The following is a 19699-nucleotide window of genomic DNA, read 5'->3' as shown; positions in this document are numbered from 1 at the left end:
GGGTCCCTGTGTAGTACGGGATCAGGCGGTCTGCACACCCACCTGGGCCCACGCCTTGACGACGGCCTCGCTCTCCTCGCCCTCCTCGAAGCGGGACCTGGCCGCGGCCACGGTGAGCTTCGCGAAGTCGGTGAAGGCGGCGTCCGCGCGCAGGTCGCCGCCGGTGAGCACGTCGTACCAGATCTGTCCGGCCCGCTCCCAGGCGTTGCCGCCGAGGGCGGCGGCGAGCAGGTAGAAGGCGTGGTTGGGGATGCCGGAGTTGATGTGGACGCCGCCGTTGTCGCGGTTGGTTTTCAGGTAGCCGGCCATGGTCGCGGGCTGCGGGTCCTTGCCGAGGCGGGGGTCGTCGTACGCCGTGCCGGGCGCCTTCATGGAGCGCAGGGCCACCCCGCGCACGCCCGGGGCGAGCAAACCCTCGCCGATCAGCCAGTCGGCCTGGTCCGCGCTCTGGCCGAGGGAGTACTGCTTGATCAGCGAGCCGAAGACGTCCGAGACCGACTCGTTGAGCGCGCCGGACTGGCCGTAGTACTCCAGGTTGGCGGTGTACTGCGTGACGCCGTGGGTGAGTTCGTGGCCGATGACGTCGACGGAGCTGGTGAAGTCGGTGAAGATCTCGCCGTCGCCGTCGCCGAACACCATCTGCTCGCCGTTCCAGAAGGCGTTGTCGTAGTCGCGGTCGTAGTGCACGCTCGCGTCGAGCGCGAGTCCGGCGCCGTCGATGGAGTCGCGCGCGTACGCCTTCAGGTAGAGGTCGAAGGTGGCGCCGAGGCCGGCGTAGGCGCGGTTGACGCTGGCGTCCTGGCCGGGTTCGGAGCCCTCCTCGCGGACCTTGGTGCCGGGCAGGTCGGTGCCGTGCCCGGCGTCGTAGACCGTGCGGCGCGGTGTGCTGTCCGGGGCCGCCGGGGCGGCGACGGCGGTGAGCGTGCGCACGGCGGTGACCCGGCGGCGGGTGCGGGCCGCGGAGTCGTGCTGCAGGGTGCGCAGCGCCGAGTCGGCGAGTGCGCCGTCCTCGTGCCGGGCGAGCTGGTCGAGGATGTGCGGCGGCACGATCCCGCAGAAAACGGGCGTGCGGCGGATGACGGGCTCAGAGCCCCCGTTGGTCGTCATGCACCGCACCCTCGCACTGGGTCACGCCGGTGTCACTACCCGCAACCATGATTGATGAAATACCGCGACAATTGATGACTCTGCGTGAGCGTGAGTGGTATGGCGCACGTTTTGTCCTATTCGTCCCCACGGTCCCGCATACTGATACGGCGCCCCGCGTCCGAAGGGGCTCGACTAGCATGCGGAGCATCATGCGTTTCGGGCTGCTTCTTCTTAGCTGCCGCGGCGAGGGCCTGTAGTCCAGGTCGACTCCCTCCCCGCGGAGCTTCGTGTTGCGTCGTCGGCCGTCCTTCCGGACATCCTGAGGAGCCCCGCATCATGGCCAACCGCCAGCAGCCCACCACCATGCCGGTCCACAAGTACGGCCGTTACGACCAGGTCGACATCCCGGACCGCACCTGGCCCCAGCAGCGCATCACGGCCGCGCCCCGCTGGCTCTCCACCGACCTGCGCGACGGCAACCAGGCCCTGATCGACCCCATGTCGCCCGAGCGCAAGCGCCGGATGTTCGACCAGCTGGTGAAGATGGGCTACAAGGAGATCGAGGTCGGCTTCCCCGCCTCCGGCCAGACCGACTTCGACTTCGTGCGCTCCATCATCGAGGAAGAGGGCGCGATCCCCGACGACGTCACGATCTCCGTGCTGACCCAGGCCCGCGAGGACCTGATCGAGCGGACCGTGGAGTCCCTGAAGGGCGCCCGGCGGGCCACCGTGCACCTGTACAACGCCACCGCCCCGGTCTTCCGCCGGGTGGTCTTCCGCGGCTCCAAGGACGACATCAAGCAGATCGCCGTCGACGGCACCCGCCTGGTGATGGAGTACGCGGAGAAACTGCTGGGCCCCGACACCGAGTTCGGCTACCAGTACAGCCCGGAGATCTTCACCGACACCGAGCTGGACTTCGCGCTGGAGGTCTGCGAGGCGGTGATGGACGTCTACCAGCCCGGTCCGGGCCGCGAGATCATCCTCAACCTGCCCGCCACCGTGGAGCGTTCGACGCCGTCCACGCACGCGGACCGCTTCGAGTGGATGCACCGCAACCTGTCCCGCCGCGAGCACGTCGTGCTCTCCGTCCACCCGCACAACGACCGCGGCACCGCCGTCGCCGCCGCCGAACTGGCGCTGATGGCCGGCGCCGACCGCGTCGAGGGCTGCCTGTTCGGGCAGGGCGAGCGCACCGGCAACGTCGACCTGGTCACCCTCGGCATGAACCTGTTCTCGCAGGGCGTCGACCCGCAGATCGACTTCTCCGACATCGACGAGATCCGCCGTACGTGGGAGTACTGCAACCAGATGGAGGTCCACCCGCGCCACCCGTACGTGGGCGACCTGGTCTACACGTCCTTCTCCGGCTCCCACCAGGACGCCATCAAGAAGGGCTTCGACGCCATGGAGGCCGACGCGGCCGCGAAGGGCGTCACCGTCGACGACATCGAGTGGGCCGTGCCCTACCTGCCGATCGACCCGAAGGACGTCGGCCGCTCCTACGAGGCGGTCATCCGGGTCAACTCGCAGTCCGGCAAGGGCGGTGTCGCCTACGTCCTGAAGAACGACCACAAGCTGGACCTGCCGCGCCGGATGCAGATCGAGTTCTCCAGGCTCATCCAGGCCAAGACGGACGCCGAGGGCGGCGAGGTCACCGGCTCCGACATCTGGGCGGTCTTCCAGGACGAGTACCTGCCGAACCCGGACAACCCCTGGGGCCGCGTCCAGGTGCGCACGGGCCAGTCGACCACCGACACCGACGGCGTGGACACCCTCACCGTCGAGGCCGTCGTCGACGGCGAGGACACCGTCCTGACCGGCTCCGGCAACGGCCCGATCTCCGCGTTCTTCGACGCGCTGCAGGGCCTGGGCATCGACGTACGCCTGCTGGACTACCAGGAGCACACGATGAGCGAGGGCGCCTCCGCGCAGGCCGCCTCCTACATCGAGTGCGCGATCGGCGACAAGGTTCTGTGGGGGATCGGGATCGACGCGAACACGACGCGTGCGTCGCTGAAGGCGGTCGTCTCCGCCGTCAACCGCGCGACGCGATAACCCCTCTGACCGGCGGTTTACCGGCCCTGATCGCGAGTTGCGGCGATCAGGGCCCCGTCGTTTACCGGCCATCGGACCGTGGAGGTCACGGAAAGGTCTCGTACGGGGTACTGACTCCACCTCGCCGATGTGGCTAACATCACGCCAGCGGTGGCGATGTTGCCACGGCGTTAAGGAGGTGCGACGTGCTGCCAGTACGGGGACGAGACGGCCGAACCGCCAGGCCTGCCCGCATTCTGGGCACCCGCACCGCATGGACCCCCGTGGGCGACGGCGAGTTCTTCTGCCCCGGCTGCGGAGGCGACCGCAACTACCAGCGGCTCACCGGCCGCCGCCGCTTCACCCTGCTCGGCGTGCCCGTGCTGCCGCGCGGCACCACCGGGCCGGTCGTGGAGTGCGCCGCCTGCCGCCACCACTTCGGCACCGACGTCCTCGACCACCCCACCACCTCGCGCTTCTCGGCGATGCTGCGCGACGCCGTGCACACCGTCGCCCTCGCCGTCCTCGCCGCCGGCGGCACCTGCGCCCGCGCCTCCCTCGAGGCGGCCGCCGGCGCCGTCCGCGCGGCCGGCTTCGAGGACGCCACGGAGGACCGGCTGAGCGCGCTCGTCGACGCGCTCGCCGCCGACACCGGCCGGGTCTTCGAGCAGCCGGGCGGCGCGAGCCTCGCGATAGAACTGCACGAGGCCCTCGACCCGCTGGCCCCGCACCTCGCCCCCGGCGGCCGCGAGTCCCTGCTCCTGCAGGGAGCCCGGATCGCGCTCGCCGACGGCCCCTACACCAACGCCGAACGCGAGGTCCTCGGCACGGTCGGCGCGGCCCTGACCATCTGCGCCGCCGACGTGACCCGCCTGCTGGCGGCGGCCCGCATGCCGTCCTGACCTGACGGTGCGCCAGACCGCCTCACCCGTTCGGTCGTTGCGGGGATGCGCCGGCGGCGGCGTGGAGGACCATGGAGGCGTGAGCCATGTGTCTCCTGTGACCCGTGCGAGCCGGATCTCCCTCGCCGCCGCCCTGCTGCTCGGGGCATTCACCGCCGCACCCAAGGCCTGGGCGGCCACCTGCGAGTCCTCCGTGCCCTACACGTCCGGGACGGAGGGCTACGCCCAGTTCCGCATCCCGGCCGCCGTCCGCACCGGCCACGGCACCCTGCTCGCCTTCGCCGAGGGCCGGCACAGCACCACCGGGGACAGCGGCGACATCGACGTGGTCCTCAGACGTTCCGCCGACGGCGGCTGCACCTGGGGCCCCCTCCAGGTGGTGACCGACGGCGACGGCGACACCCGCGGCAACCCGGCGCCCGTGGTCGACCCGCGCACCGGCGACGTCGTCCTGGTGACCTCCTACAACGACGGCTCGGTGAACGAGGCGCAGATCATGCGCGGCCAGGTCACCGCGGAGCAGAGCCGCCGGGTGTTCGTGCAGCGCAGCAGGACCGACGGCCGGTCCTTCACCGCCCCGAAGGAGATCACCGCGCAGGTCAAACGCGCCGGCTGGCGCTGGTACGCCACCGGTCCCGGCCACGCCGTCGCCCTCACCGAGGGACCGCACCGCGGCCGCCTGGTGGTCGCCGCCGACCACTCCGGGCCGCCCCGCGCCGGCTCCACCGACACCGGCCGGGAGGCCAGGTACTACGGCGGCCACGCGATCTACAGCGACGACGGCGGCCGGCGCTGGCACCTCGGCTTCGCCGACGACTCCTACACCGGCCGCGACAACGCCAACGAGACGACCGCCGCCCAGCTCCCCGGCGGCCGGATCTACTTCAACGCCCGTGACCAGAACGGCTCCAGCCCCGGCAACCGCCTCGACGCCTATTCGAGCGACGGCGGCCAGACCCTGGACGCGCCCTACACCGTCCAGCCGACCCTGCGCCGGGTCCCGGTGGTCCAGGGCTCGGTCCTCCAGCTCCAGGGCCCCGACGCCCCGCTGCTCTTCTCGGGTCCCTCGGTCCCGACCGCCCGCCAGGCCATGGCCCTGTGGACCAGCACGGACCAGGGCATCAGCTTCGACCAGCTCCTGACCCTGTCCACCCTCAAGGCGGCCTACTCGGACCTGGTCCAGGTGGACCGCCGCACGGTGGGCGTGCTCTACGAGACGGGCACGCGGACGGCGTACGACACGATCGAGTTCCGGCGGGTGGCGGCACCCCGGCAGTGAACCCGGGCCCCGGGCAACCGAATCGGCGCGGCGGGTGGTCTGGAGGGTGAGGGGGGTGGCTGATGCAGGCCGAACTCGAGGCCCAGTTCCAGGAATTCGTCAGAGCGCGGTGGTCCCATCTGGTGCGGACCGCCTATCTGCTCACCGGCGACCCGCACCACGCGGAGGACCTCACGCAGACCGCGCTGGCGAAGGCGTACCGCTCGTGGCGCCGGGTCTCCAAGGCCGACCGCCCGGAGGCCTACGTCCGCCGCATGCTGGTCAGCTGCAACAGCGACCGGTTCCGCAAGCGGCGCGTCACGGAGTCGCTGACCGCCGCGCCGCCCGAGCGCGCCGGGCACGACGACGCGGTCTCCCGGGCCGACGAGCGCGGCACGCTGCTCGCGGCCCTCGCGCAACTGCCGCCCAGGCAGCGCGCGGTGGTGGTGCTGCGGTACTGGGAGGACCTGTCCGAGGCGGAGGTCGCCGACGTGCTCGGCTGCTCGCCGGGCACGGTCAAGAGCCAGGCGTCCAAGGGCCTGGCGAAGTTGCGCACGTTTCCCGGACTCACCCAGGCCATGAGCCACGCGGGATCCGGGCAGGGAGGCACCAGGTGAGCGGCGGGAAGCAGGACGCGCAGGACGGGCCGGAGTTCGAGGACCGGGTCCGGGCGCTGCTGGCGGGAGACGCCGCGGACATCCGGCCGTCACCGGTGCCGTATCCGGAGATCCGGCGGCGGGGCCTGCGGGAGCGCCGGCGGCGGCTCGGGGTGACCGGGATGGCGCTGGCGGCGCTGGCCGCGCTGCCGGTCGGCGCGTACGCGGTCGCGGGGGGCGGCGGCGGAGGCGAGGCGGCCGGCCCGGCGCGGCCCGAGCCGTCCGTGCGGACCAGCACCCGCCCGGCGCCGTCCGCGACCGCGGCGGGCCCCGCACGGCCCGCCGGCGAGGGGCAACTGCTCGACGGCGTCACCTACGAGCAGGCCGCCGCCGGGCTCGGCCGGTGCATCGCCTACAACAAGGCCCACCGCATCGCCGGGGACCCGAGCTACCGCGACCTGGGCACGGCCGCCGACTACCGGATCGTCCTCGCGATGAAGGCCACCGGCGACACCAACTCGCCCGGCGACGGCTTCTCCGTGGTCGCCGTGCGCGCGAAGCCGACGCCGGCCCGGCTGATCTGCACGGACAAGGACGGTGCGGCACAGGGCCTGAACACCGGCATCGGCGACCCCTTCGGCGACTCCCTGGTGGCCGTGGTCCCGGACCTCAACGCCGGCAGGCTCTACCAGCAGTCCGCCCTCGACAAGGGGCACTGGAAGCTGCCGTACCGCTGGGGGTTCATCGGCGCCTGCCGCCCCTCGGTCGGCAAGGTGACCGTCACCTACGGCGGCAGCACCCGCGAGGCCGTCCTGGACCACGGCTGGTTCGTCGCCACCGGCACCCTGGACCGCCAGGTCACCGTCGCGCCGCGGGTCCGGGGATACGACCACGCCGGCAAGCTCGTCTACGACTCCGACCAGGACGCCTCCTACGAGAAGACCCTGCCCTAGGCCTCTCGTCCGGCACCGGTCGCCTCCCGGTGGCCGGTGCCGTCGCACCGCGCGCCATTGGTCCGGCCTCTGATGGTTTACGCCATTCGTGCGCGCTGCCTTGACCGTCCCGAAACCCCCTCTTATGGTCGCGCTTACACACGAGGTCCGACGTCTCCTTTCCCCCACGCTGGAGGCACCGTGCGCGACGAGGCGACCCACGGCCGCAGGACGTTCCTGAAACACGCCGGGGCGCTGGGCGCGACCGCCTCGCTGACGACGCTGACCGCCTGCGGACCCCGGTCCACGATCGACCTCGGCGGCCACGGCACCGACCGCACCCTCACCGCCGTCATCGGCTACGGCAACGACGGCAGCTGGGACCCGACCCAGACCGCCTCCGCGTTCGCGATGGCCGCCAACAACCACATCTACGAGGGCCTCGCCGACACGGACCCGATCACCCGCGCCCCCTATCCCGCGCTGGCCACCCGGCTGCCCGCCGACCCGTCCGCCACCACCTGGCGGTTCACCCTGCGCCCCGGCGCCACCTTCCACGACGGCACCCCGGTCACCGCCGACGACGTGGTCTTCGTCTTCGACCGGATCCTCGACCCGGGCACCCAGACCCTCGCCAAGGGCTTCTTCGCCGGCTGGCTCAAGGAGGTCCGCAAGGTCGGCACCCGGACCGTGGACCTGGTCCTCGCCTTCCCCTTCCCGGACGGCGTCGCCCGGCTCACCCTCGCCAAGATCATGCCCAGGCACGTGTTCTCCCGGCCCGGCGCCTGGGACGACGCGATCAAGGGACTGGCGGTGGGCACCGGACCGTACCGGCAGACCGGCCACCACCCGAAGTCCAACACCACCTTCGCCGCGTACGACGGCTACAACGGCCCCCGCCGGCCCGCCTTCCGCGCGATGAACTGGCTGACGATCGTCGACGCGGCCTCACGGGTGGCCAGGATCTCCGGGACCGGCGCGGGCGCGCAGATCTCCGACAACATCCCCTACGCCAACATCACCCGCCTCGAACAGGGCGGACTGTCGGTCGGCGGCGGCGCCGGGATGAACAACCTGTTCCTGATGTTCAACACGCGGCACAAGCCCTTCGACGACGTCCGGGTCCGCCAGGCCCTGCACTACGCCATCGACACGGAGCAGCTCGTCGAGGTCGCCCTCAAGGGCCACGGAAAGCCCGCGAGTTCGTTCCTGAACGAGACCAACCCCGCCTACCGCAGGGCCAGGACGGTCTACGGCCACGACCCGGACCGGGCAAAGGCGCTCCTGAAGGCCGCCGGAGTGCGCGGCCTGCGCGTGAACATCCTCGCCGTCAACGTGAGCTGGCTCGTCGACTGCCTGCCCACCATCAAGTCGTCCTGGGACGCCGTCGGCGTCGCCACGACCCTGTCACCCCAGGAGACCACGGCCGTGTTCACCAAGATGGACCAGAAACAGGACTACCAGGTCGTCGCCGCCGTCTCGAACCCCAACCAGTTCGGCCTCGACGCCGACCTGATCATGCGCTACAACTACGGCCCCGGGAACCTCTGGATGGGCTACGCGCGCTGGTCCGACGACGCCGTCGCCAAGCGGCTCTTCGCCGACATGGACGCGGCCACCCGCGAACCGGACCCGGACCGCAAGAGGACGATGATCCAGGAGTACGTCGACGTCGTCGCCGAACAGGCCGTCCTCTACCCGGTCGTCCACAACGAGCTGATCACCGCCTGGGACCCGCGCAGGCTCACCGGCATAAGGGCCCAGCCCTACCCCGGCATCAACGTCCTGACGGCCAAGTGGGCCTGACGGCATGCACGCCGTCCCGCGCATCCTGCTGCGCCGCGTCGCCCTGCTGGTGCCGCTGCTGCTCGGCATCGCCCTGTTCGTGTTCCTGGTGATGCGCTTCTCCGACGTCGACCCGGCGTCCGCGTTCTTCCAGGGCGCCAACCCCACGCCGCGCCAGCTCCACGACTTCCGCGAGCGCAACGGCCTCCTCGACCCGCTGCCCCTGCGCTACGTCCACTTCGTCGGCGGTCTGCTCCACGGCGACCTCGGCACCAGCGCCCTCACCCGCACGCCCGTCCTCGACCAGGTCGCCACCGCCCTGCCGCTCACCCTCCAGCTGACCTTCCTCGGCCTCGGCATCGCCGTCGTCCTGGCCCTCGCCGGAGGAGTCACCGCGGCCGTCCACCGCGACCGCTGGCCGGACCAGGCCATCCGCGTCCTGTCCCTCGTCGGCGTCGCCGCCCCCGCGTTCTGGCTGGCGCTGCTGATGATCCAGTACCTGGCGGTCGACCGGGGCTGGTTCCCGTCCGGCGGCTACATCAACCCGGAGGACTCCGTCACCGGCTGGCTGAGGACCATGGCGCTGCCCGCGCTCGCCCTCTCCCTGCCGGTCGCCGCCCAGCTCACCCGGATCGTGCGCACCTCGGTGGTCGAGGAACTCGACAAGGACTACGTCCGCACCGCGATCGGCAGCGGCCTGCCGCCCCACGTCGTGGTCGGCCGCAACGTCCTGCGCAACGCGCTCGTCAACCCGCTGACCGTGCTCGGGCTGCGGGTCGGCTACCTGCTCGGCGGCGCCGTCGTCATCGAGACCGTCTTCGCCCTGCCCGGCATGGGCAAGCTGATGATCGACGCCGTGCAGAACGGCGACCCGGCCGTCGTGCAGGGAGTCGTGCTCACCACCGCGACCGGCTTCGTCGTCGTCAACCTCGTCATCGACATCCTCTACCTGCTGGTCAACCCCCGTCTGCGGGAGGCGGCATGACGACGTTCACCCGCTCGGCCCTCACCGCCGCCCTGGTCCGGCCCGGCGTACGGCTGCGCCGCCTGTCCCCGCTGTCCCTGGCGGCCCTCGTCCTCCTGGCCGCGGTCGCCCTGACGGCGCTGTGCGCGCCGCTCCTCGCCCCCGACGACCCGCTCGCCCAGCAGGCCCCCGCAGGCGGCACCGGACACCCCTCCGCCGGGCACTGGATGGGCCAGGACAGCCTCGGCCGGGACATCCTCAGCCGGCTGATGTACGGGGCCCGCTGGTCCCTCGCCATCGGCCTCGGCGCGACCGCGCTCGCCCTGGTCGCCGGCGCGCTGCTCGGCGCCCTCGCGGCCACCTCCCGCAAAGGTGTCGACGAGACGCTGATGCGCTGCCTGGACGTGGTGATGGCGTTCCCCGGCATCGCCCTGGCCGCCGTCCTGGTGGCCGTCTTCGGCGGCGGCATCACCGTCCTGATCTGCGCGATCGCGTTCCTGTTCACCCCGCCCGTGGCCCGCGTGGTCCGGGCGAACGTCCTCGACCAGTACGGCGAGGACTACGTCACCGCGGAACGCGTGATCGGCGCCCGCACCCCGCACATCGTCCTGCGTCACGTCGCCGTCAACTGCGCCGCGCCCGTGCTGGTCTTCTGCACGGTCCAGGTCGCCGAGGCCATCGTCTTCGAGGCCTCCCTGTCCTTCATCGGCGCGGGCGTGCGGCCCCCGGACCCGTCCTGGGGCAGCGTCATCGCGGACGGCAGGAACATGGTGCTCACCGGCGGCTGGTGGGCGACCCTCTTCCCCGGCCTGCTCATCCTCCTCACGGTCCTCTCGCTCAACGTGCTCTCCGAGGGCGTCTCGGACGCGTGGGCGGCACCGGCAGCGAAGGAGCCGGAACCGGCCGAGGACCCCGTCCAGGCACCACCCGAGCCGGGCGGGGTCCTGGAACTGCCCGCGCTGGAGGAGGCCGCCGCACGGCTCCGGGCCCGGGCCCGCCCGCTTCCCCGCGACGACGGGCCGCCGGTCCTGTCCGTCACGAACCTCACCGTCGCCTTCCCGGACCGGCACCGCGGCGTGAACATCGTCGACGGCATCGGCTTCGCCGTCCACCCGGGCGAAGTCCTCGGGCTGGTCGGGGAGTCGGGCTGCGGCAAGTCCCTGACGGCCCTGACGGTCATGGGCCTGCAGCCGAGGACGGCACGGGTGACGGGCCGGATCGACTTCCACGCCGGTGCGCGGACGCGCCCCGGCAGGGTGCGGGGCCGTACCGGAGACGCGGCCGCCGCCGAACCGGCGCGGCCGGCCGCCGGCCCGCAGCCACCGCTGGACCTGACCACTCCGCACCGTCGCCTCCTCGGCCACGAGATCGCGATGGTCTACCAGGACGCCCTGTCCTCCCTCAACCCCTCGATGACGGTGAACGCCCAGCTCAAACAGCTGGTGCGACGCGGAGGCCAGCACCCGCCGGCCGAACTGCTCTCCCTCGTCGGCCTCGACGCAGCCCGCACGCTCCGCAGCTACCCGCACGAACTCTCCGGCGGCCAGCGCCAGCGCGTCCTGATCGCCATGGCCCTCTCCCGCGACCCGCGCCTGATCATCGCCGACGAACCGACCACCGCCCTCGACGTCACCGTCCAGGCCCAGGTGATGGAACTCCTCCTGCGCCTGCGCGCCGAACTCGGCTTCGCGCTGATCCTCGTCTCCCACGACCTGGCCCTCGTCGCGGACGTCACCGACCGGGTGGCGGTGATGTACGGCGGGCAGATCGTCGAGACCGGCGTCACCGCGGAACTCGTCGCCGCACCGGCCCACCACTACACCCGCGGCCTGCTCGGCAGCGTCCTGTCGCTGGAGTCCGGGTCCGAGCGGCTGACCCAGATCAGCGGCGTGGTGCCGTCCCCGGCCGACTTCCCGGCGGGCTGCCGGTTCGCGGACCGCTGCCCGGCGGCGAGCGCGGTCTGCCGGACCACGGCACCGGACCTCGCCGGCTCCCGCGTCCACACCGTGGCCTGCCACCACCCGGCCGCCGACCTGGCCGGCGCGGAGGCGGTGACATGAGCGCGGTGGAGCTGTCCGGCGTCCACGTGGTCCACCGGGCGCGCGGCGCAGGCCTGTTCGGCCGGGACCGGGTGCACGCGCTGACCGGCGCGGACCTCACCGTGGCGCCCGGCGAGACCGTCGGCGTGGTCGGCGAGTCGGGGTGCGGGAAGTCGACGCTGGCCAAGGTCCTGGTCGGCATCCAGCGGCCGACCTCGGGCACGGTCGCCTTCCGCGGCCGCGACCTGTGGTCGATGGCCCCGGCCGAACGCCGCTCGGCCGTGGGCGCCGGCACCGGCATGATCTTCCAGGACGCCTCGACGGCCCTGAACCGGCGGCTGCCGGTGCGCCGCATCCTGCGCGACCCGCTCGACGTCCACGAGCGCGGCACGAAGGCCGAACGGGAGGACCGGGTACGGGAGCTGATGAGCCTGGTCGGCCTGCCCCGGGCCGTCGCCGACGCGCTGCCCGGCCGGCTCTCCGGCGGTCAGCGCCAGCGGGTCGCGATCGCCCGCGCGCTGGCCCTGGACCCCCACCTGGTGGTGGCCGACGAACCGACCAGCGCCCTGGACGTCTCGGTCCGCGCCCAGATCCTCAACCTCCTGCTCGACCTGCGCGAGCGGCTCGGCCTCGCCATGGTCTTCGTCTCCCACGACATCCAGACGGTACGGCGGATGAGCGACCGGGTGATCACCATGTACCTGGGCCGGATCGTGGAGGAGACCCCGGCCGCCGACGTCACCGACCACGCCCGGCACCCGTACACCAGGGCCCTCTTCTCGGCCGCCCCCGGCCTGCTCCGCCCCATCGACCCCATCCCGCTGACCGGCCCGGTGCCCTCGGCGGTCCGGCCGCCGTCCGGGTGCCCGTTCCGCACCCGGTGCTGGAAGGCGGACGACGAGTGTGCCGTCCGCATGCCTGACTTCACGGCCGCGTCACGCCCCGCTCACCGTTACCGCTGTCACCATCCACTGGAGGAGGACCAGCCGAGCCACCGTCTGCCCAGGGAGCCCTGATGACCCTGCCCACCCCGCTGACCGGAGTCGTACCGCCCGTCTGCACCCCCCTGACCCCGGACGGCGAGGTGGACGTCCCCTCGCTGCGCAGGCTCGTCGACCACCTGGTGACGGCCGGGGTGAGCGGACTGTTCGTGCTGGGCTCGACCTCGGAGGCCGCCTACCTCACCGACCGGCAGCGCCGGCTGGTCACGGAGACGGTGGTGTCCCACGCGGCCGGGCGGCTCCCGGTGCTCGCCGGGGTCATCGACATGACGACGCCCCGGGTCCTGGACCACGTGGCGTCTGTCACCGCGGCGGGCGCCGACGCGGTCGTCGTCACCGCGCCCTTCTACACCCGCACCCACCCCGCCGAGATCGCCCGCCACTTCCGCCTGGTCGCCGACCGCTCGCCGGTCCCGGTGATCGCCTACGACATCCCGTCCGCCGTGCACACCAAGCTCCCCGCCGACCTGGTCCTGGAACTGGCCGCCGAGGGAGTGCTGGCCGGACTGAAGGACTCCAGCGGCGACCTGGCGGGCTTCCGCGAGGTCGTCACCGGCAGCCGGGGCCTGCCCGGGTTCAGCGCGCTGACCGGCTCCGAGCTGACCGTCGACTCGGCCCTCGCGCTCGGCGCCGACGGAGCGGTACCGGGGCTCGCCAACGTCGACCCGGACGGCTACGTCCGGCTCCACCGGCTCTGCCGGGACGGCGACCGGGAGCGGGCGCGGGCCGAACAGGAGCGGCTGTGCGGGCTGTTCGGGATGGTCCGGGCCGGCGACGGGCGCCGGATGGGCGGCAGCTCGGCGGCGCTGGGCGCGTTCAAGGCGGCGCTGCACCTGCGCGGGATCATCGCCTCCCCGGTCACGGCGGAGCCCCAGGTGCCGCTGTCGCAGGCGGAGACCGAGTGCGTGGGCAAGCACCTCGCCGCCGCCGGACTGATGTGAGCGGTGCCGCCGCGGCGGGCCGTCCGGGACAGACTCCGGCCGAGTCTAGGCACGCAGCGCCACCCCGGTGATGCGAAGCGTGAAATCCCCGGGGGCGGGGGAGCCAGGTGAGGTGACTGCGATGAACCTCCCCGTCGGCTCCTGCGCCGTCGACACCGGTACCGGGCGGCTGGGCATCGTCATGGGGCACGAGGGCCCGTACGTGCAGCTGCGGCCGTACGGGGGAGGACGCGAGTGGGACGCCCGGCCGGACGCCGTGCGGATCGCGACCCAGGCCGAACGGCTCAGCGCGGCCACCGCCCACGCCAACGCCCGCAGCCGCGGCGAGGTGCCCTGAGCGATCCGGACCGGACCGGCCCCGCGCCGCGGCAGGGCAGAATGGGCCCATGAGCCTGTTCCGCGACGACGGCATCGTGCTGCGCACCCAGAAGCTGGGTGAGGCGGACCGGATCATCACGCTGCTCACCCGCGGCCACGGCCGGGTGCGGGCCGTGGCCCGCGGAGTACGGCGGACCAAGTCGAAGTTCGGTGCCCGGCTGGAACCGTTCTCCCACGTCGACGTGCAGTTCTTCGCACGGGGGAGCGAGCTGGTCGGGCGCGGGCTGCCGCTGTGCACGCAGAGCGAGACCATCGCGCCGTACGGCGGCGGCATCGTCACCGACTACGCGTGCTACACCGCCGGGACCGCCATGCTGGAGACCGCCGAGCGGTTCACCGACCACGAGGGCGAACCGGCCGTGCAGCAGTACCTGCTGCTGGTGGGGGCGCTGCGGACCCTCGCCCGCGGCGAGCACGCACCCCACCTCGTCCTCGACGCGTTCCTGCTGCGCTCCCTCGCCGTGAACGGCTACGCGCCGAGCTTCGACTCCTGCGCCAAGTGCGGCATGCCCGGTCCGAACCGTTTCTTCTCGGTCGCCTCCGGCGGCAGCGTCTGCGTCGACTGCCGGGTCCCGGGCAGCGTCGTACCCTCACCGCAGACCCTGGTTCTCCTCGGCGCGCTGCTTACGGGAGACTGGGAGACGGCGGACGCGGCCGAGGCGCGGCACATCCGGGAGGGCGCCGGGCTGGTGTCCGCCTATCTGCACTGGCACCTGGAGCGGGGGCTGCGCTCGCTCAGGTACGTAGAGAAGAGCTAGAGGGAGACGAGAAGCACATGGTCGTACGCGGGATCCTGGGGAGCCGGCGCCGCGAGTACAGGACGCCGGAGCCGCACCCGTCCGGTGCCCGGCCGCCCAAGCTCCCGGGCGAACTGGTCCCGGGCCACGTGGCCATCGTCATGGACGGCAACGGCCGCTGGGCGAAGGAGCGCGGGCTGCCGCGCACCGAGGGCCACAAGGTCGGCGCCGAGCGCGTCCTGGACGTGCTGCAGGGCTCCATCGAGATCGGCGTCCGGAACATCTCGCTCTACGCCTTCTCCACCGAGAACTGGAAGCGCTCGCCCGAAGAGGTCCGCTTCCTGATGAACTTCAACCGCGACTTCATCCGCAAGACCCGCGACCAGCTCGACGAACTCGGCATCCGGGTGCGCTGGGCGGGCCGGATGCCCCGGCTGTGGAAGTCGGTCGCCAAGGAACTCCAGGTCGCCCAGGAGCAGACCAAGGACAACGACCTGCTCACCCTGTACTTCTGCATGAACTACGGCGGCCGCGCCGAGATCGCCGACGCCGTGCAGTCGATCGCCGAGGAGGTCAGGGCCGGCCGCCTCGACCCGTCGAAGATCTCCGAGAAGACCATCCAGAAGCACATGTACTACGGCGACATGCCGGACGTCGACGTGTTCCTGCGCCCCAGCGGCGAGCAGCGCACCTCCAACTTCCTGCTCTGGCAGAGCGCTTACGCCGAGATGGTCTTCCAGGACGTCCTGTGGCCCGACTTCGACCGCCGTGACCTGTGGCGCGCGTGCCTCGAATTCGCCTCCAGGGACCGCCGGTTCGGCGGCGCGATCCCCAACGAGGAACTGCTGGCAATGGAGGGCCGCCACCCCGGCGAGTAGCGGTCACCCGCCGTTCACTGAAGCCGTCCAGGATGCGGGAGTTCATGCCCGGCCCCACCGGTCTCCCGCCCCTGGACGGTCCTTCATGAAGCGTGTCACCCCGGTCCTCGCCCTGGGCGCCCTGCTGCTGGCGGCGCTGCCCGCGCACGCCACCGGCGACGGGCCCGCCCGCCGCGACGGTTACGGCACCAAGGCGGTGTACTCGCCCGGCCAGGACCCGCGCACCTACCGGCAGCCGCCCGCCGGGTACACCGCCGTGTTCACCGAGAACGTCTCCCGGCACGGCTCGCGCTCGGCCACCGACGGCGAGGACGGCGACACCGTCCTCGCGCTCTGGGACCGGGCCGCGGCCGACGGCCAGCTCACCCGGCTCGGCCGGGAGTTCGGCCCGGACGTGCGGGCCCTCGAAGCGGCCATGAGCGCCGTCGGGTACGGCAGCCTCAGCGGCCGCGGCAAGGACGAACTGCGCGCCACCGCCGTCCGCATGGAGAAGCGCCTGCCGGGTCTGTTCGACTCGATCGCGAGGAACGGCGAGAAGATCGACGTCGTCAGCTCCGGGCAGGGCCGCGCGGTCGACAGCGGTACGGTCTTCGCCACCGCGCTCACCGACGCCGACCCGGCGCTGAAGGCCGCGCTCGGCCCCGCCCGGGTCGACAAGGACCTGCTGTACTTCCACAAGTCCGCGGGCGGCGCCGACTACCAGAAGTGGCTGGCCGGCGACGAGCGGCTGGCCTCGACCCTGGAGTCGGTCACCGACCAGCCGGCCACCCACCGGGCGGCGGCCCGGGTCCTCGGCAGGATCTTCGCGCCGGCGTTCGTGCGGCGCGTCACCGGCGGCGAGTTCTCCGCCGTCGCCTCCGACGTCACCGCCGCCGAGGCCGTCTACAACCTCTACGCGATCGCGCCCGCGATGAGCGAGGAGAGCCCGGACGGCAGGGGCTGGGACTTCGGCCGCTACCTCACCCCGCGCGACGCCGCCTGGTTCGGCTACCTCGGCGACGCCGAGGACTTCTACGAGAAGGGCCCGAGCTTCGCGGACAGCGACATCACCTACAAGATGGCGGCCCCCCTCCTCGACGACCTCTTCCGGCAGGTCGAGGCCAAGCGGGACGGCACCGGCACGCTGGGCGCCGAACTCCGCTTCACGCACGCCGAGGAGATCATCCCGCTCGCGGCGCTGATGGGACTGCCGGGCAGCGAGAAGCCCGCGAAGCCGGGCCGGACGTACACGTACGCGACCAACCCCTGGCGCGGCGCCGAGGTCGCCCCGCTGGCCTCCAACATCCAGTGGGACGTCTTCCGGAAGGGCGACGACTACCTGGTGCGGATGCTCTACGACGAGAAGGAGATCCCCTTCAAGGCCGACTGCAAGCCCCTCTCCAAGGGCAGCACGTTCTACCGCCTCGACGAACTGGAGAGGTGCTTCGACCGCAGCTGACCGGCGCGGCTACGATCCGCCCCATGGTCATGGACATGAATCTGGGGCAGAACTCCGTGCCGGACACGGTGGAGTTGGAGTTCGTGCCGACGGCGAGGGACTTCGTCGCGATATCGCGGGAGCGCCGTCGGTTCAGCAGGGGCGGGCGACGGGAGTACTGGATGATCGGCGTGGCCTCCGCGTTGGCCGCCCTGCAGGTCCTCCTGATGCTCACCGGGCAGAACGCCAACGTGGGTCTGCTGGTCGGGCTCGTCACCTTCGTGGCCCTGCTGCTCGTCCTCCCGAGGCTGATGGGACGGGCCATGCAGCGCATGGCCGCACGCAACGGTGTCTTCCGGGCGGTCGTCACGGCGTCGGGGGTGACGGTGACCACCGACCACACCTCGACCACGGTCGACTGGGTGGCGCAGCCCCGCTACCGCGAGACTCCCGAACTCTTCGTGACGTTCAGCGACACCAAGGGCGCGGTCGCGTTCACGATGCTGCCCAAGCGCGGCCTCTCGGACCCCGCCGACGTCGACCGGCTGCGGGCGATCCTCGACCGGAACATCACGCGCGGGTAGCGCGGGCGGCTCAGCAGCTTCCCGCGGTCCCGGCGCAGTCCGCGCACGTGCCGAAGATCTCGACGGTGTGGGCGACGTTGACGTAGCCGTGCTCGGCGGCGATCGCCTCCGCCCACTTCTCGACGGCGGGTCCCTCCACCTCCACCGCCTTGCCGCACACGCGGCAGACCAGGTGATGATGGTGGTCGCCGGTGGAGCAGCGGCGGTACACGGACTCGCCGTCGGAGGTGCGCAGGACGTCCACCTCGCCGGCGTCGGCGAGGTTCTGGAGGGTGCGGTACACCGTGGTGAGGCCCACCGAGTCGCCCTTGTGCTTGAGCATGTCGTGCAGTTCCTGCGCGCTGCGGAACTCGTCGACCTCGTTGAGGGCCGCCGCCACGGCTGCCCGCTGACGGGTCGAGCGGCCCTTCACGGGCGGTCCAGCGGTCGTCACCGGTTGCCTCCTCACATCACTGCTTCTGCCGGGCCATTGTGCCAGCCCGCAGGCAGCGCGGTCAGACGCCGGCCTCGTCGGCGGCCTGCCGTCCGGCCGGAATCGCGCACTCCGCCGGGTCCCCGGCGGGCCGCCGCGCGGCCGCCGCACGGGCGCGCCGCCGGGCCAGCGGCGCGGCCAGCAGGCTCAGCACCACGAACGCGGCGATGGTCAGCAGCACGATCGTCGCCCCCGGCGGAACGTACTGGTAGTACGACGTGATGGTGCCCCCGATCGTCACCGTCACACCGATCGCGACGGCGATCGCGAAGGTGGCCGCGAAGCTGCGGCTCAGCTGCTGGGCCGCGGCCACCGGCACCACCATCAGCGCCGACACCAGCAGCAGACCCACCACGCGCATGGCGACCGTCACGGTGACCGCGGCGGTGACGGCGGTCAGCAGGTTCAGCGCCCGCACGGGCAGGCCCGTCACCCGGGCGAACTCCTCGTCCTGGCTGACCGCGAACAGTTGCCGGCGCAGACCGAGGGTGACCAGCAGGACGAAGGCGGCGAGCACGCAGATCGCGGTCACGTCCGACTCCGACACCGTCGACAGCGAGCCGAAGAGGTACGACATCAGGTTGGCGTTGGAGCCGCCCGGCGCGAGGTTGATCAGCATCACACCGCCGGCCATGCCGCCGTAGAAGAGCATCGCGAGGGCGATGTCGCCGCGGGTGCGGCCGTACCAGCGGATCAGCTCCATCAGGATGGCGCCGAGGACGGAGACGGCCGTGGCCATCCACACCGGGGAGGTGGAGAGCAGGAAGCCGAGGCCGACGCCGGTCATCGCCACGTGGCCGATGCCGTCGCCCATCAGCGCCTGGCGGCGCTGGACCAGGTAGATGCCGACGGCGGGCGCGGTGATGCCGACCAGGACGGCGGCGAGCAGGGCCCGCTGCATGAAGGCGTAGTTCAGGAAGTCCATCAGCTCAGCAGTCCCGTGCGCAGTGGTGTGTGCTCGTCGTGGGGGTGGACGTGGTCGTGGCCGGGCAGGGCGTGCTGGCCGACGGCCGCCGGGGGCGGGCCGTCGTGCAGGACGCAGCCGTCGCGCAGGACGACCGCGCGGTCGATCAGCGGCTCCAGCGGGCCCAGTTCGTGCAGGACCAGCAGGACCGTGGTGCCCTGGGCGACCTGCTCGCGCAGGGTGCGCGCGAGGATCTCCTGGCTGGCCAGGTCCACGCCCGCCATCGGCTCGTCCATGATCAGGACGTCGGGCCGGGCGACCAGGGCGCGGGCGATCAGCACCCGCTGGTGCTGGCCGCCGGAGAGCGCCTCGACGTTGTCCCTGGCCCGGTCCGCCATCCCGACCAGGCCGAGCGCGTCCCGGACGGCCTGGTGGTCGGCCCTGCGGAAGAAGCCGAAGCGGGTGCGGGAGAGCAGCCCGGCGGAGACCACCTCGGTGACGGTGGCGGGGACCCCGCCCGCCGCGGTGGTGCGCTGCGGGACGTAGCCGACCCGCGACCAGTCGCGGAAGGCGCGGCGCGGGGTGGAGAACAGGGCGATCTCGCCGCCGGTGGCCGGCACCTGGCCGATGATCGTGCGGATCGCGGTGGACTTGCCTGAGCCGTTGGCGCCGAGCAGGGCGACGACCTCGCCGCGGTGCACGGTCAGGTCGATGCCGCGCAGGACGGGGCGCGAACCCAGCTCGGCGGTGACACCGCGCAGGGATATGACGGGCTCGCCGGTCAT

General features: G+C 72.3%; 19 protein-coding genes. 15 read left to right on the top strand and 4 right to left on the bottom strand.

Features of this window, described 5'->3' with window-relative positions; translation table 11 throughout:
* Window positions 1-21 precede the first annotated feature (21 nt).
* Window positions 22-1107, bottom strand: coding sequence for a M4 family metallopeptidase (locus ACIQOE_RS04040; RefSeq protein ID WP_365563437.1), 1086 nt, complete (start codon window positions 1105-1107; stop codon window positions 22-24).
* A 318-nt stretch (window positions 1108-1425) separates the two neighbouring features.
* On the opposite strand from ACIQOE_RS04040, the gene leuA reads away from it, so the two are divergent.
* From leuA to ACIQOE_RS03965, 15 genes are all read left to right on the top strand, one after another.
* The gene (leuA, locus tag ACIQOE_RS04035) at window positions 1426-3147 is read left to right on the top strand and encodes a 2-isopropylmalate synthase (protein ID WP_365563440.1); all 1722 of its coding nucleotides are present in this window, start codon (window positions 1426-1428) and stop codon (window positions 3145-3147) included.
* A gap of 185 nt (window positions 3148-3332) precedes the next feature.
* Window positions 3333-4028 carry a TerB family tellurite resistance protein gene (locus tag ACIQOE_RS04030; protein ID WP_365576986.1) on the top strand — a complete coding sequence of 232 codons (696 nt, stop codon included), beginning with the start codon at window positions 3333-3335 and terminating at the stop codon, window positions 4026-4028.
* 97 nt (window positions 4029-4125) lie between these two features.
* Window positions 4126-5307 (top strand): sialidase family protein, encoded by a 1182-nt coding sequence (locus ACIQOE_RS04025; protein WP_351319591.1) that lies wholly within the window; start codon window positions 4126-4128, stop codon window positions 5305-5307.
* A gap of 62 nt (window positions 5308-5369) precedes the next feature.
* Window positions 5370-5903, top strand: coding sequence for a SigE family RNA polymerase sigma factor (locus tag ACIQOE_RS04020; RefSeq protein WP_351319593.1), 534 nt, complete (start codon window positions 5370-5372; stop codon window positions 5901-5903).
* Window positions 5900-6835 carry a hypothetical protein gene (locus ACIQOE_RS04015; protein ID WP_401409529.1) on the top strand — a complete coding sequence of 312 codons (936 nt, stop codon included), beginning with the start codon at window positions 5900-5902 and terminating at the stop codon, window positions 6833-6835. The genes ACIQOE_RS04020 and ACIQOE_RS04015 overlap by 4 nt, the downstream gene beginning before the upstream one ends.
* A gap of 180 nt (window positions 6836-7015) precedes the next feature.
* Window positions 7016-8620, top strand: coding sequence for an ABC transporter substrate-binding protein (locus ACIQOE_RS04010; RefSeq protein ID WP_401409527.1), 1605 nt, complete (start codon window positions 7016-7018; stop codon window positions 8618-8620).
* Window positions 8621-8624: 4 nt separating this feature from the next.
* A complete protein-coding gene (locus tag ACIQOE_RS04005) occupies window positions 8625-9584 on the top strand; it encodes an ABC transporter permease (protein ID WP_351319599.1) in 960 nt (319 codons plus the stop codon).
* Complete coding sequence (locus ACIQOE_RS04000; RefSeq protein ID WP_401409525.1) at window positions 9581-11623, top strand: dipeptide/oligopeptide/nickel ABC transporter permease/ATP-binding protein; 2043 nt, start codon at window positions 9581-9583, stop codon at window positions 11621-11623. Before ACIQOE_RS04005 ends, ACIQOE_RS04000 begins: the two co-directional genes overlap by 4 nt.
* A complete protein-coding gene (locus tag ACIQOE_RS03995; protein ID WP_365563457.1) occupies window positions 11620-12618 on the top strand; it encodes an ABC transporter ATP-binding protein in 999 nt (332 codons plus the stop codon). The genes ACIQOE_RS04000 and ACIQOE_RS03995 overlap by 4 nt, the downstream gene beginning before the upstream one ends.
* Window positions 12618-13544, top strand: a complete 927-nt coding sequence (locus ACIQOE_RS03990) for a dihydrodipicolinate synthase family protein (protein ID WP_401409523.1) — start codon at window positions 12618-12620, stop codon at window positions 13542-13544. Before ACIQOE_RS03995 ends, ACIQOE_RS03990 begins: the two co-directional genes overlap by 1 nt.
* A gap of 121 nt (window positions 13545-13665) precedes the next feature.
* A complete protein-coding gene (locus ACIQOE_RS03985) occupies window positions 13666-13881 on the top strand; it encodes a hypothetical protein (RefSeq protein ID WP_351319607.1) in 216 nt (71 codons plus the stop codon).
* 49 nt (window positions 13882-13930) lie between these two features.
* The gene (gene recO, locus ACIQOE_RS03980) at window positions 13931-14680 is read left to right on the top strand and encodes a DNA repair protein RecO (protein ID WP_401409521.1); all 750 of its coding nucleotides are present in this window, start codon (window positions 13931-13933) and stop codon (window positions 14678-14680) included.
* Between the two features lie 17 nt (window positions 14681-14697).
* A complete protein-coding gene (locus tag ACIQOE_RS03975; protein ID WP_351319611.1) occupies window positions 14698-15537 on the top strand; it encodes an isoprenyl transferase in 840 nt (279 codons plus the stop codon).
* Window positions 15538-15622: 85 nt separating this feature from the next.
* Window positions 15623-16975 (top strand): histidine-type phosphatase, encoded by a 1353-nt coding sequence (locus ACIQOE_RS03970; protein WP_401409519.1) that lies wholly within the window; start codon window positions 15623-15625, stop codon window positions 16973-16975.
* Between the two features lie 23 nt (window positions 16976-16998).
* Window positions 16999-17538: a YcxB family protein gene (locus ACIQOE_RS03965; RefSeq protein WP_401409517.1), complete on the top strand. Its 540-nt coding sequence runs from the start codon at window positions 16999-17001 to the stop codon at window positions 17536-17538.
* A gap of 10 nt (window positions 17539-17548) precedes the next feature.
* Here ACIQOE_RS03965 and ACIQOE_RS03960 read toward each other — a convergent pair whose 3' ends face one another.
* The 3 genes from ACIQOE_RS03960 to ACIQOE_RS03950 form a co-directional block, all read right to left on the bottom strand.
* Window positions 17549-17971: a transcriptional repressor gene (locus tag ACIQOE_RS03960; RefSeq protein WP_351319617.1), complete on the bottom strand. Its 423-nt coding sequence runs from the start codon at window positions 17969-17971 to the stop codon at window positions 17549-17551.
* Between the two features lie 61 nt (window positions 17972-18032).
* A complete protein-coding gene (locus tag ACIQOE_RS03955; RefSeq protein ID WP_365563469.1) occupies window positions 18033-18935 on the bottom strand; it encodes a metal ABC transporter permease in 903 nt (300 codons plus the stop codon).
* A complete protein-coding gene (locus ACIQOE_RS03950; RefSeq protein WP_351319621.1) occupies window positions 18935-19699 on the bottom strand; it encodes a metal ABC transporter ATP-binding protein in 765 nt (254 codons plus the stop codon). Before ACIQOE_RS03950 ends, ACIQOE_RS03955 begins: the two co-directional genes overlap by 1 nt.

Source organism: Streptomyces sp. NPDC091282, from assembly GCF_044757385.1.
GTDB classification, from domain to species: Bacteria; Actinomycetota; Actinomycetes; order Streptomycetales; family Streptomycetaceae; genus Streptomyces; species Streptomyces gramineus.
The sequence above is the reverse complement of the archived record's forward strand: the minus strand, read 5'-3'. Positions and strand labels throughout refer to the sequence as shown.